Here is a 12,059-nt window from a genome sequence, read left to right on the forward strand (position 1 = left end):
ATTTCAGCCTAAAAGCGTTTGGCTTCCAAGTTTTCACAACTGATAAAGAAATCCGACCGACATCTGCGGAATGTGGGTTAAAGGCTTTCTTACAATCAAAGTTTCCGTTGCAATCGATCGTCTGGGATTGCCCTACAGTATCCCCAACCAAGTGATAGTTAGACCTCCTGAAAAAGATTCTGGTTATTTCCCCGATGTGTTGGTGCTGAATCGCGCAAATTTGGCACAAGAAACTTTGTGGCAAAAACAATCTATCCTCAGTTTTGGTGCATCGATACCGTTGGTAATTGAGGTTGTGTCAAGTAATTGGCGCGATGATTACTATTTGAAATATGCTGATTATGAGGAGATGGGTATCCCTGAATATTGGATTGTGGATTATGCTGCGTTGGGTGGACGCAATTTTATTGGCAATCCCAAACAACCGACAATTTCTGTGTGTAACTTGGTTGATGGTGAATATCAAGTCCTCAAGTTTCGAGAGAACGATCGCATTGTGTCGCAAACTTTTCCTGATTTGAACATCACAGCAAATCAGATTTTTCAAGCTGGTTTAGTGTAAGCGGATCTCTCGTAAATTTGGATTTTTTAACCGCTGATGCACGCAGATAAACGCAGATGAGTACACAGGAATTACTTATCAAAAGCAAAGAAACCGGGTTTTTGATTTCGCAAAGAACCGGGTTTCTGACTACTCGTGCCTCAGCCTTATAAACGTAAAATATCGTTTATAAGGCTGAATGATTAAACGGCAGAGAAGACGGAGGACACAGAGTCAATCGATTTTAGATTTTAGATTTTAGATTTTAGATTTTCGATTGACTTGCGCGAGATAAATGCGGGGGCTTGAGGATTTTCGATTTTCGATTGTGGATTGATTCCACGGATAAATCCGGGGGCTTGTACCCTCAAGAAATTCGTAGTCAGAGATTGAGAGAGATGAATAATTTCGATGCCAATGGATTTGAGATCGGAACATTTTTCATAGCAATCCGCGATAGCGAATAAACACCAAAAGCACCGCCCACGATCCTAATGCGACTTTGACTGCAACCAGGATATTAAGCAAGGGGAGAATGCCACCGCTGAAAAGTGTGCCTAACTCTCCGTGGGGTAACTCATATCCTGACAGAGTGATAACGGACAATACAATGAAAACAAGTACCGAAACTTTCTCCAAAGTCGCGGCGTGCCACTGCTTGTAGATTTCTTGCATCCACTGCGGTGATGAGGTAATCGCCACCAAGCCGATCGCAGTTCCCCCCGCTACACCCGCTGCAAAACCACCGCCTGGACTTAAATGGCCGCGAATTGCTAGTTCGACACCCACCAACGCGGCAATCGTCGCTCCCAATCGCGCCAAAATAATCGATGGTTGATCGGTAAACTGATATATGGCGCAGGACGGCTGTTCATTGGCTAGCATAAAACTTGCACCCAAGATGGCGATCGTAAATACTACGACTTCAAAGATCGTGTCGTACAGCCGATTTCGCAAAATGATACCGGAAACCGCATTGGATACTCCACTATCTTGAACAACCAATTCGACGATCGAACTTTGCTGCGATAACTCCATTGTGGGATTGGCGATTAGCAGCATTTTGATAAACAGCGCTATCCCGGATAAAAAGTAAACCCACTTCATCAATGCTTGTCCTCTGCGTCAGGTGTATTTACATAGGTTAGGGTTGTCCCCGGTGATGAAAGTTCGGTTTGCATGATGTCGTAGACACGCCGAACTCTGGTTGCGGTGTTATAAAGTTGCGCTTCGCCGCTGTGTTCCAATTGGCTTTGTGGCGCACAAGCTGCATGAACTTCTTTTTCCCTCAGCGCCCGCTGCAATGCCTGTGCACTCGCATAGGGAACGAGTTCCAGGCGCATATGGCGTTTCTCAAAAACTGTGCGGATGTCATCTATCAGTTGCTTAAAATCACCTGCGGTTTTGTCGTTTGGTATAGCCTCGCCCTCTGTCCCCTCTTCGATTACACCCAGACGCAGCACGAAGGATGAACGCACCGTCACTGCATAAAGTGTAATCGCGAGTAGAGTACCCATCAAGGCTTCGGTCAAGCCCACATCTCCCGCCCCTAGAATTGTATACACCAAGGCGGCGATCGCTCCCAATACCCCCCGCAGCAGCAATGCGTGGTATGGATTGACCTGAAATACCACCATACCAGCAGCTAAGGGTAGCAGAGCGACGAGGACATAAATGTAGCTATTATCGTTCATAGTTAGTCCCTGTTTTGGAACAATAGGCCAACACATATCCCAGCATTGTGTTCCAGGTTGCTAAGCAAATGATCGCCAGAATCAGCAGGGGCCATTTACTGGGTATTTGCAGCAGCAATCCGACGACTATCGCGATCGAACCCAGCGTATCTGCTACCGAAAGACTGTGCAGTTTATATAAAACCGATCGCTTCCCAAGTAGGTAAGAAGTACCCCAAAACCAGAAAAAAATCCCTATACCGATGCAGGTATAGCTCAATACATCTATTACGATCATGCTTCACTGATACGTTTGATTATTTGTGCCAACAACATCAAGCCAGCATTACCCACACTGAGGATAATCGCCGCCACCACACCGATCATCCAATCATCGCGCCAGACGGATATGACGAGAGCGATGATTGCCGCCTTGGTCGAAATACTGGCAAACGCCAACATTGTCTGCCAGATATCATGATCTTTCCATACCTCATACATGGGTATGAGCAGAGCCAAAATCATCGCAATTAGAATCAAGTTGTTCAAGTTGTTCAATTGTGTGTACTCCTGATTTTTCTTACTTAATATTGGGGCGGGCTCGCGTCCCCAACCCCTTACACCCCACAAGAAACTCTTGAGAATAGTGCAAGTTAATAGACCTCTGCCATCATTGTGGAACAGGGTTCCTGCCTGTTCTTGACGGGCTGTTTCGCGGGTCGGGGCGGGTTTATTTAACCTGTCTGCAATCTTTAAAGCTATTGGTGAACCCGCCCCTACAGATTCTTGAGAATTATCCAATATCGAGCGTGTAAATAAACTCGGATATGTCAGAAAATGTAAAGTATCGTAACCCCTGCGATAGAGCACTTTTACTAACTGCGGACATACTTACCTATTTTATCGCCGTTCTACTTATTTATTTCTCCCTTCTCTGCCTTCTCTGAGTTCTCTGCGGTTAAATAATTCCGAAAAAACTTCAGCTAATTACTCGAAGTCCGCCGCACTCGGTGTACTTCGTAAAAACCCTCTTCGTGATATTTCACAACAATCGTCTTGGGAGTAAAAGTGATCACGAAGACATCTAGGAATATCAGCAAGGGCGATCGATGGTTTGGCACTTTTTCCATGATCACATCTTCGTGTCTGTGGGGACGGAAGATGAGTTCAAAAGCTTCTATATAAGCTATCGGAATCGCCATGAAGATTTTACCAAACACCCCCAACCATTCCCTCAAAGGTTCCGGGGGTGTGTAGCTGCGCGGCAACAGGAAAGCAATGATGAAGCCGATCGCAATATTTGCCAAACTAAAATCGGCAGTAAGTAGAAACCAGATCGTCAGTCTTAATATTAGCTGTCCAATCATTGTGGTAATGCCATCCAGAATAGTAGGAGCGAAATCAAGCTCATAAAACCGACCAAATGATCGAATTGTTCAAGCATACGTGGCAGTTTGATTGCCGTGCGTTGAAAAATTAGAAAATAGGCTAACCAACCAACACCGATGATGGCTATCGCCTTAAGCATATTTTCCAGCGTATAAGCCTGAACATCAAAAGCATTGGCTGCAATCAGCCCACCTAGCAACAGCAACACTGCAGGCCAAAAACCGGGTTTTGATTTTGCTTCTCCACCACGGGGCAGAAAGATGAATTTAGCAAATAGGATAGCAGTTCCTACTGCTGCCACATTCATGGCGATCGCATAAGGGGGTGTCAAATTCTTCAAAGTCAACATCTTTGCCCCAAAGCCAACCAAAAAAGGAAAGCCTGAGATCGAAAGGCTACCCACGACTAAGGCAATCCAGAGCTTAGTATTAATCTGCTTTTGTCGCAATACCTTAAAGTCGCGGCTGGGTAAAGAGCCCGCAATCAGGAATAGCGCCGATTTGACCAAGCCGTGGGCGAGGGCATAAAAGCCTGCCGCTTCCGGGGCTACGAGAATCCAACCTAACTGCGAAACCGTGCTGAACGCCAGCAGCCGCTTGGTATCCTTTTCAAAGAGGCCATAGAAGACGCCCATCAACGCCGCCCCCACTCCGAAAATTTGGACGATGGGTGCCACCTCCTCCACCATCAGCGCGCACCGCACGAGGGGATATACCCCCGCTTTAACCACAATCCCTGACAGCAAAGCCGACACTGGCGTTTCTGATTCCGAGTGAGTTAGCGGTAGCCATAGCCCCGATACAAACACACCTCCCTTAACCAAGAGTGCCATAAAGATCAGAGCTGTCGCCTCTGGGGGCGCTGCACCCAAGCCGGCAAAACTAAACGAATTACTTGCCTTATAAACCAGCACGGCACCGACTAGATAAAACAGCATTGCCGTGTTGCTAATAAATAGATAGCGCAAAGCTACCCAAATCGAGCGATCGGTGCGAGGATAGGCAATCAAGAGAAACGCCGCAATCCCGCTGACCTCTAACCCCACATATAAACTGATAAAGTCACTAGAGGCAAAGGCCGCATTCAGGCTGCCGTGTACCATCAGAATTTGTGCATAAAAAAATGCCGTCTTCTCTGTGGGCCAACAGTAGATAATCACCGCTGCCGTGACTAAGGCATTGGTTAAGATGAAATAGCCGCTCAAGCGATCGACTAACAACGTGACACTGAAATTATCCAGTAACTGCAGCGTCACCGCTGACGGCATAGCAAAAAGCTGGAACGCATAGGCAGCGGACGCGAGCGCTCCGAATATTGCCAGATACTTGGCAAACTTCGGAATCAAATAAATACTAAACCCGACAAAAAACGGGAGTCCAATCCAGGCTAGCGTCAGGGTATTCATGGGGTATTATTCATCTCGATTTCGTTACTTTCTAATGTCGGATTATCTCGTGCCAGCTTCATCACACTTACCAGCATTAAAGCCTGAATCGAAAAGCCGATCACGATCGCCGTTAAGATCACCGCCTGGGGAACCGGATCGGCGTAAGCGACAACATTTTTCCCCTTTGAAATAATTGGTGTCAGCAAGCCTTCTCGCGATGCCACCACCACGTAATAGGCGATAACCCCTGTACTCATGACATCCATACAGACGATTTTCATGAGCAGGTTCTTTTTAAAGATGATACCAAAAAATCCGCAAAATACTGTTGCCAATACCAATGCTTCTAACATGGAAATTGCGTGTTGGATAAGGGGTTTTTGTTATTATATTTGAATTGGCGTATATTATTTCTAATGGGACTTAGAAATTTTCTATCCCCTAAACTAGCTGAAACGCACTCTAGGTAAGGGAAAGAGTTTTCGGCTCCGTCAATCGATTTTAGATTTTAGATTTTAGATTTTAGATTTACTTGCGCGAGATAAATGCGGGGGCAATAAGTGATTTTCGATTTTCGATTTGGGATTGATTTGCGCGAGATAAATCACGTGGCGGGTACCACATGAAGAAATTTTTGGTCAGATCCCAAACCCTTGCCAGTTCTGGACTGTACCCAATTCAACCTCAAACCCTTTACCTGTCGCTGTTTGCAGCCATTTTGGACGTGACTTTTGTCTAAGTCTCGTTAGCGAATCTGTGGCCGACAACGAAGTCCGATCGTCCATCAAACCCGGTTTCAGAGCACTCGTGCGTCCAAGAGTGTTCAATTTCACTGGAGCGAACCTCACTAAGTTCAATCATTCCGCAAAGCTGCGATCGGATCTAAGCGAGCCGCATTCCGAGCCGGTAACACTCCAGCCAATAAGCCTACAGTAAAGGATAGCCCAAAACCAGCCGCGATCGACCATACAGAAACCACAAACGGAAATTTGAATGCTGTCGAGGCCCCAAAGGCGATCGCAACTCCCAACCCAATACCCGCCGTTCCCCCCACCGTGGAAACTAAAATAGATTCCGCCATAAATTGAATGAGAATTGCTGCATTAGTAGCGCCTACGGCTTTGCGAATCCCGATTTCCTTAGTCCGTTCCACAACAGACACCAACATAATATTAGCAATACCGATGCCGCCAACCACCAAAGAAATTCCGGCGATCGAACCCACCATCACCGTAAATAAACCTATCACATTGCTGAAAGTATTAACTATCTCAGCTTGATTTACAACTCTAAAATCATCCGGTTGTGGCGGATAAATATTGTGGCGCAAGCGCATGATATTTTCCACTTGAAATTGAGCATCCGCCAAATCCGCTTCGTCGGCAGTTTCCAACCAAAAACCCGATATTGCAATCCCCGCTAAAGAATTTCTCCCCACAATTCGCGAAGACATATTTTTGAGAGGAATATACACTCGATCGTCCTGATCGGTTCCCCCTACAGACCCCTTGCTTTCCATCACCCCAATGACCTTGTAGCGGTTTCCCTGAATGCGAATATCAGAGGATAGCGCATTAACTCCGGCTCCAAAAAGTTCGTCCCGCACCTTAGAACCGAGGACAACTACTGGCTCAGCAGCATTCAATTCATCCTCGTTAAAAAACCGTCCTTCTTGGGGTTGAATGTTCTTCACATCTGGATAGTTTAAATCCGTTCCCAAAATCGAAGTAAATGAATTTTGTCCGCCATAAACGACTTGCACTTGGCGCTGCAAATAAGCCGAAATCGCCTTAACAGCAGGAGCTTGTTTGCCGATCGCCCTAGCGTCATCCCAAGTCAGGGTAGTAGCAGAACCGCTTCCCTGACTGACACCGCCCGATCGCGAAGCGCCGGATAAAACCAACAGCACATTTGTACCCAAAGCCTTTAACTGTTCTTCAGTTGATTTTTGTACTCCCTGTCCCACCGAAGTAATAGCAATTACCGAAGATATCCCAATAATTACCCCCAGCATAGTTAAACTGGTACGCAACTTATTATTCCACAGCGCCTCTGTCGCCATGAACGCGATTTGAACGTTAGAGATTTTGTTGGTGCGGGGGCGAGTCTGTAATTTCATGTTATTAGTTATTAGTTATTTGTTATTTGGTGGCAACTTCTAAGGATTCTGCCTAAATTGGTCCCTAATTTATCACCTGACGATGCAACCGGAAACCATATGATTTATGGCACAAACCGCCGGGGATTGAAACCCCCGTCTCATAGTTAAAGTCGGTTGAAACCGACTGAAAATTCGTCTGATGATGCAGCCGGAAACGATATGATTTGTGGCACGATCCGCCGGGGGTTGAAACCCCCGTCTCATAGCTAAAGTCGGTTGAAACCGACTGAAAATTCGTCTAAAACCGATCTACATCAACTAACTCTTCAGTCCTCTTTCAGAGGACTTTCGCTATGAGACAGGGATTTCAATCCCTGGCGGACTCTGCGACGAACTAGCGGACTCTGCGACGAACCAACTAGCCCCTACTGCGCGGACTGACTACTAACGCAAGCGCCTTCCCCCACCCGGTTGCAAACCTGGAATTCCACCCGACGATGGATTTTGGGATCGAGGCCGCAATCCGGGGGGTAAACTAAGCAGCACTTTTTCATTTCCTTTCAAACCCGATCGCACTTCCGTCTTGTCATCCACCGTCATACCAGTCTTAATCGGCATAAAAGCAGGTTTACCATCTTCTCCACCGGGAACATAAACCCCCGTTTCCCTTTGTTGGCGGACAATTGCCGCAGTCGGAACTACCAAAACATTTTTGAGTTCACCAGCCTTAAACTCAACATTCACATTCATGCCCGATCGCAGCATTTGTTTATCATCATTAATAATTGCCGCTTTTACCTCAAAACTTGTCACATTTTGCTGCACGATCGACTGAGGCGAAATTTGAGTGATTTTACCTGCAAAAGTCTTTCCCGCAAAAGCATCGGCTTGAATAGACGCAGCCTGGCCGATCTGAATCTGAGCAATATTAGTTTCTGCTACGTTTGCTACTAATTGATTTTTTGAAGCTAAGGACAAAATCGAAGAAGAAGTCGCCGAAGAAACCGCACTACCTGCCGTCGTGGGAGTCACAAAAGCGCCCGGATCTGCGTACTTGCGGGTGACAGTGCCGGTGAAAGGAGCCCGTAGCACAGTGTCGTCGATCAGCGCTTGAACGCTTTGCAGGCTGCCTCTAGCGGCGAGAACTTGGGCGCGGGCTTGGGCGATGTCTTCGGGGCGGGAACCGGCTTCTAGCAGGGCTAAAGCTTGCTGTTTTTGCTCGACGGCGGCCTGGGCTGCTGCGATTTCTTCCGGGCGTGCGCCCGATCGCGCTAGGGCCAAAGCTTGCCGTTTTTGCTCCACAGCGGCCCGCCCCGCAGCGATGTCTTCCGGGCGTGAGCCCGATCGGGCTAGGGTCAAAGCTTGCCGTTTTTGCTCGACAGCAGCCCGCGCTGAAGCGATTTCTTCGGGGCGAGCACCCGCTTGCAGCAAAGCTACAGCTTGTTCGGCTTGTCTGACTTGCGTTTGAGCTCGATCGCGCGCGGTGCGGGAGTTGTTGACAATTTGCAAAGCAATGGCTCCGGCATTGTAGAGTTCCTGATTTCTCTGAAAGTCTTCCTCTGCTTGGTTTTTGGCGTATTCGGCATCTCTGAGTTGGGCGACTGCTTGGGCGATGTCTTCAGGGCGATTGCCCTTAAGCAATTTTTGTAAATTTGCCTGTTGTTCAGCTAACGCTGCCTCAGCTACGGCAATATCCTGGCTTCGATTGCCGTTGAGCAATTTTTCCAGACTTGCTTGTTGTTCAGCTAACGCTGCCTCAGCTACGGCAATATCCTGGCTTCGATTGCCGTTGAGCAATTTTTCCAGACTTGCTTGTTGTTCTGCTAACACTGCCTTAGCCACGGCAATGTCCTGGGTTCGAGTGCCGTTGACCAATTTTTCCAGGTTTGCTTCTGCGGCTGCGAGTTGTCCGCGAGTTTGGGTAAGTTGCCCCTGAAGGTTGGAGTCGTCCATGTAGGCGAGAATCTGCCCTTGTTCAACCCTATCTCCTTCCTTGACAAGCAAACTTTTGAGCATTCCTGAAGTTTTGGGGCTGACGTTAACGGAACGTTCGGGTACAATTGTGCCGTTTGCCGAAATTGTAATCGGCAGGTTCACCCTTTCGACAGCAACGGTTTTTTCCTGGCGTCTGGTTTCGCTGCTCGATTTGACTGTGAGTTGGCTGTAAGCTGTGTAGCCGACTCCTGCCAGCAGGGAAGCGGCGAGGAGTCCGCTAAGCCAGGGAGTCAGCTCTTTTTTTATCTGAAAGTGCTTTACTAAGTACATATAAATTAGACCTGATGGGTCTGTCTTGAATTTAGACCGATCGGGAACACAAAAGGTTCAATTGAAGTCTCACTAGGTTTTTTCGGTTGTAGCGCAGGTATCTTCGGATAATAAGGAATGAGAATTAAATAACTTCCACTCTTGAAAGTGGGATGGGCTCTTATAGCCCGTCTTTTTTGGACGGGCTATAAGAGCCCATCCCACAATAACAATTAAAATTGTAAGTTATTTAATTCGCGATCCTTAGTTCCGCTCGATCCAGATGTGAAGCAGTGGTGTGAGGCTCAAGACTCACAGTATAAAACTTTAATTAATAACGTTTTACGCCAATATATAGAGAATAATAAAACTCAGCACTCAGCATAACCCTACGTTGCAAAGGAATTAGATTGATCGCGAACGGTCTACTGAAACCTTGTGGCTAAACCTATTTTTATCTGAAGAATATATCCTAATATATCCTACGTGTTGTAGTGATTTTACCTGCCAGCCATCAACACCTGTTCAGCAGTCAGTTTTAAATCTGGGAAAGTTAGAGAGACGATGGTCTGATTGCCCCGAATCTGCTGAATTTGATATTCCCCATTCACTAAAGTGCAGATAGAGAGGGTGGGTTGTTTGGGCTTCCCAATGTGTTGAGTACCACCTAATCCTGCGTAGTCTGCAATCCAATATTCAGGAATACCTAAAACTGCGTAGTCTTCGACCTTACGGGAATAATCATTTTGCCAGTTGCTACTAACAACTTCTGCCACAAATTTAATCGAACTACCCAGTGTCAGGATCGACTCGTCAGACCAAAACAGTTCTTTGGTAAGTTCATCTCGATCGACAACTGCAACATCAGGTCGAAATGCTGTCATACCAATATTTGAAGGGCGCAATAGTCCCCGCTGAAGGACAAACCAAGGTAAGCCTGTTCCATCGATCTGGACACAGATTTTTGTGGTAATGAAGGCTGCAACCTCCTCATGAGGGCCTGTTGCTTCCAAGTCGAATACTTCTCCATCGATCAGTTCATAGCGGTTATCGCCACCATAACGGGCGATAAACTCGTCAAAGCTGAGTGGCTTCTGTTGTATTGGTTGGTCGATCGCAATGGTCATAGCTCAACTTAGCCCAATCAATTCTTTTAGTATATCAGACATCTCCTAAAAAGCCTGTTTTGAACAGGCATCCTGCCTGTTCCACAAGAATTATGGGAGATGTCTATCAGATTGAATACGCGATGTGTGACGGATCAAACCGTTACCGATGCCCCATTACCCTATGCCCTATGCCCTATGCCCCATTTTCATCTCTTACGCCCCAACGCGAAACATTCATTTTACATTCCTAGAAATAGCGATCGCATCGATCGAACTTTTGAAAAGTTCGATCGCCAATTTCCTACTTAACAAACAGCCACTACACCCAACTCTGTAATCGCCGCCTCCGGGCCCACCAAAGAAATATACGGTTCTACAAAATATTTCTTAGCAGCATCCCGCGCTTGTGAAGCTGTCACCTGTGCAATTTCTTCTTGAAACTGCTGGTCAAATTTAATTCCCAATCCCAAAATTTCGTACCAACCTAAAACTTGGGCAATTTGCGAATTAGTTTGTTTTCCTAAAGCATATTGACCGAGCATTTTATTCTTGCAAGCTTGCAATTCTTCCTCGCTTAGTTCGATGTTGGCGAGTCGATCGACTTCTGTACGCAATCCTTCAAAAGCCGTAGTTGTATTTTCCGGCGCCGTACCCATGTACACGACAAACTGAGCCGTGTCCAAGCGCGTCGCGTACAGCGCAGAAACGTCGTAAGCCAAGCCCCGCTTTTCCCGCAATTCCACAAACAATCGGCTCGACAAACCGTTACCCAAATAAGTATTCAGCAATTTAATCGCTGCGTAGTCGGGATTTTTGACAGAGGGTGCGAGGTAGCCCAGCATAATCACTGATTGCTGCGTATCTTGCGCGGTAACGACCGATTGAGGGGAGGGTGACAGGGGGGGGACGCTTAAAGTTGGCAGGGGTGTTAAAGGCGCTTTCCAGTCCCCAAAAGTTCGATCGATTAGGGCGATCGCATCTTCGGTCGATATTCTGCCGGCTACCGAAATAACTACATTATCGGGACGGAAATAGGTTTTGTGGAACTGTTCGAGCTCGTTTCTGGTGAGCTTTGACATAGTAGCTTCCGTGCCCAAGGGAGAGAAAGCATAGGGGTGTTCTTGGTACATCGCGTGCCGCAATTGCTCGAAGGCGATCGCAAATGGCTGTTCTTGTTGCGATCGAATTGCTGATATGGCAATACGGCGTTCAAGTTCGACTTCAGCTTCCGGGAAATTCGGCGATCGCGTCAATTGCGCCGCCAACTCCAAAATCTCCTCAAAATCTGCAGAAACCGTCTTCAAACTCACTAAAAAATAGTCTGTAGTAGAGTCGGCACTCAACCTCGCTCCCACCGATTCTACACGCTCGGCAATTTCCAGCGAAGACAGTCGATCGGTTCCCTTAGTCATTACCGCCGACAGCAAGTGACACAATCCTGCTTGTTCCGGCTGCACGTAGCGACTGCCGGCCCGCAGGAATATCCTAGCTGCAATAATATCTGCTGCTGGATTTTCTGCTGCTAAGACAACAATACCGTTGTCTAAAACCGTGCGCTGGATTTCATTTTTCATGGTTAATTTAGTTGGGAACTTGTACTGAGAGTAGCTGAAGT

At 46.9% G+C, this 12,059-nt stretch carries 13 protein-coding genes; 2 read left to right on the forward strand and 11 right to left on the reverse strand.

The features are described 5' to 3' along the window. Nucleotides 1-70: 70 nt before the first annotated feature. Nucleotides 71-562: a Uma2 family endonuclease gene (locus tag QUB51_RS10135; protein WP_333259782.1), complete on the forward strand. Its 492-nt coding sequence runs from the start codon at nucleotides 71-73 to the stop codon at nucleotides 560-562. A gap of 420 nt (nucleotides 563-982) precedes the next feature. On the opposite strand, the gene QUB51_RS10140 is transcribed toward QUB51_RS10135, so the two are convergent. From QUB51_RS10140 to QUB51_RS10185, 10 genes are all read right to left on the reverse strand, one after another. After that, nucleotides 983-1,648, reverse strand: coding sequence for a Na(+)/H(+) antiporter subunit B (locus QUB51_RS10140; protein WP_333052098.1), 666 nt, complete (start codon nucleotides 1,646-1,648; stop codon nucleotides 983-985). Then, nucleotides 1,648-2,235, reverse strand: coding sequence for a DUF4040 domain-containing protein (locus QUB51_RS10145; RefSeq protein WP_333052097.1), 588 nt, complete (start codon nucleotides 2,233-2,235; stop codon nucleotides 1,648-1,650). The genes QUB51_RS10140 and QUB51_RS10145 overlap by 1 nt, the downstream gene beginning before the upstream one ends. Further along, the gene (locus tag QUB51_RS10150) at nucleotides 2,225-2,512 is read right to left on the reverse strand and encodes a monovalent cation/H(+) antiporter subunit G (RefSeq protein WP_333052095.1); all 288 of its coding nucleotides are present in this window, start codon (nucleotides 2,510-2,512) and stop codon (nucleotides 2,225-2,227) included. The genes QUB51_RS10145 and QUB51_RS10150 overlap by 11 nt, the downstream gene beginning before the upstream one ends. Further along, nucleotides 2,509-2,739: a hypothetical protein gene (locus tag QUB51_RS10155; protein WP_333052300.1), complete on the reverse strand. Its 231-nt coding sequence runs from the start codon at nucleotides 2,737-2,739 to the stop codon at nucleotides 2,509-2,511. Before QUB51_RS10155 ends, QUB51_RS10150 begins: the two co-directional genes overlap by 4 nt. A gap of 458 nt (nucleotides 2,740-3,197) precedes the next feature. Next, a complete protein-coding gene (locus tag QUB51_RS10160; RefSeq protein ID WP_333231558.1) occupies nucleotides 3,198-3,581 on the reverse strand; it encodes a Na+/H+ antiporter subunit E in 384 nt (127 codons plus the stop codon). Next, nucleotides 3,578-5,008: a cation:proton antiporter gene (locus tag QUB51_RS10165; protein WP_333052089.1), complete on the reverse strand. Its 1,431-nt coding sequence runs from the start codon at nucleotides 5,006-5,008 to the stop codon at nucleotides 3,578-3,580. The genes QUB51_RS10160 and QUB51_RS10165 overlap by 4 nt, the downstream gene beginning before the upstream one ends. Next, nucleotides 5,005-5,343 carry an NADH-quinone oxidoreductase subunit K gene (locus tag QUB51_RS10170; RefSeq protein WP_333052085.1) on the reverse strand — a complete coding sequence of 113 codons (339 nt, stop codon included), beginning with the start codon at nucleotides 5,341-5,343 and terminating at the stop codon, nucleotides 5,005-5,007. Before QUB51_RS10170 ends, QUB51_RS10165 begins: the two co-directional genes overlap by 4 nt. A 500-nt stretch (nucleotides 5,344-5,843) precedes the next feature. Next, nucleotides 5,844-7,109: an ABC transporter permease gene (locus tag QUB51_RS10175; protein WP_333207763.1), complete on the reverse strand. Its 1,266-nt coding sequence runs from the start codon at nucleotides 7,107-7,109 to the stop codon at nucleotides 5,844-5,846. 426 nt (nucleotides 7,110-7,535) lie between these two features. After that, nucleotides 7,536-9,356, reverse strand: a complete 1,821-nt coding sequence (locus QUB51_RS10180) for an efflux RND transporter periplasmic adaptor subunit (protein WP_333231561.1) — start codon at nucleotides 9,354-9,356, stop codon at nucleotides 7,536-7,538. Nucleotides 9,357-9,835: 479 nt separating this feature from the next. Next, nucleotides 9,836-10,462, reverse strand: a complete 627-nt coding sequence (locus QUB51_RS10185) for a Uma2 family endonuclease (RefSeq protein ID WP_333052076.1) — start codon at nucleotides 10,460-10,462, stop codon at nucleotides 9,836-9,838. Between the two features lie 99 nt (nucleotides 10,463-10,561). Here QUB51_RS10185 and QUB51_RS10190 point away from each other — a divergent pair, with 99 nt between their 5' ends. After that, a complete protein-coding gene (locus QUB51_RS10190; RefSeq protein ID WP_333052075.1) occupies nucleotides 10,562-10,753 on the forward strand; it encodes a hypothetical protein in 192 nt (63 codons plus the stop codon). Here the strand turns inward: QUB51_RS10190 and QUB51_RS10195 are convergent. Next, nucleotides 10,750-12,018, reverse strand: coding sequence for a pitrilysin family protein (locus QUB51_RS10195; protein WP_333052073.1), 1,269 nt, complete (start codon nucleotides 12,016-12,018; stop codon nucleotides 10,750-10,752). The two genes, QUB51_RS10190 and QUB51_RS10195, sit on opposite strands and share 4 nt — an antisense overlap. Nucleotides 12,019-12,059: the final 41 nt, after the last annotated feature.

It is taken from the genome of Microcoleus sp. AT8-A3 (genome assembly GCF_036705675.1).
Lineage (GTDB): Bacteria > Cyanobacteriota > Cyanobacteriia > Cyanobacteriales > Microcoleaceae > Microcoleus.

Bases quoted from the DNA above. Each gene is read 5' to 3' on its own strand.
- QUB51_RS10135 (WP_333259782.1), top strand. From the start codon at position 71: ATGTGGGTTAAAGGCTTTCTTACAATCAAAGTTTCCGTTGCAATCGAT.
- QUB51_RS10140 (WP_333052098.1), bottom strand. From the start codon at position 1,648: ATGAAGTGGGTTTACTTTTTATCCGGGATAGCGCTGTTTATCAAAATG.
- QUB51_RS10145 (WP_333052097.1), bottom strand. From the start codon at position 2,235: ATGAACGATAATAGCTACATTTATGTCCTCGTCGCTCTGCTACCCTTA.
- QUB51_RS10150 (WP_333052095.1), bottom strand. From the start codon at position 2,512: ATGATCGTAATAGATGTATTGAGCTATACCTGCATCGGTATAGGGATT.
- QUB51_RS10155 (WP_333052300.1), bottom strand. From the start codon at position 2,739: ATGATTTTGGCTCTGCTCATACCCATGTATGAGGTATGGAAAGATCAT.
- QUB51_RS10160 (WP_333231558.1), bottom strand. From the start codon at position 3,581: ATGATTGGACAGCTAATATTAAGACTGACGATCTGGTTTCTACTTACT.
- QUB51_RS10165 (WP_333052089.1), bottom strand. From the start codon at position 5,008: ATGAATACCCTGACGCTAGCCTGGATTGGACTCCCGTTTTTTGTCGGG.
- QUB51_RS10170 (WP_333052085.1), bottom strand. From the start codon at position 5,343: ATGTTAGAAGCATTGGTATTGGCAACAGTATTTTGCGGATTTTTTGGT.
- QUB51_RS10175 (WP_333207763.1), bottom strand. From the start codon at position 7,109: ATGAAATTACAGACTCGCCCCCGCACCAACAAAATCTCTAACGTTCAA.
- QUB51_RS10180 (WP_333231561.1), bottom strand. From the start codon at position 9,356: ATGTACTTAGTAAAGCACTTTCAGATAAAAAAAGAGCTGACTCCCTGG.
- QUB51_RS10185 (WP_333052076.1), bottom strand. From the start codon at position 10,462: ATGACCATTGCGATCGACCAACCAATACAACAGAAGCCACTCAGCTTT.
- QUB51_RS10190 (WP_333052075.1), top strand. From the start codon at position 10,562: ATGTCTATCAGATTGAATACGCGATGTGTGACGGATCAAACCGTTACC.
- QUB51_RS10195 (WP_333052073.1), bottom strand. From the start codon at position 12,018: ATGAAAAATGAAATCCAGCGCACGGTTTTAGACAACGGTATTGTTGTC.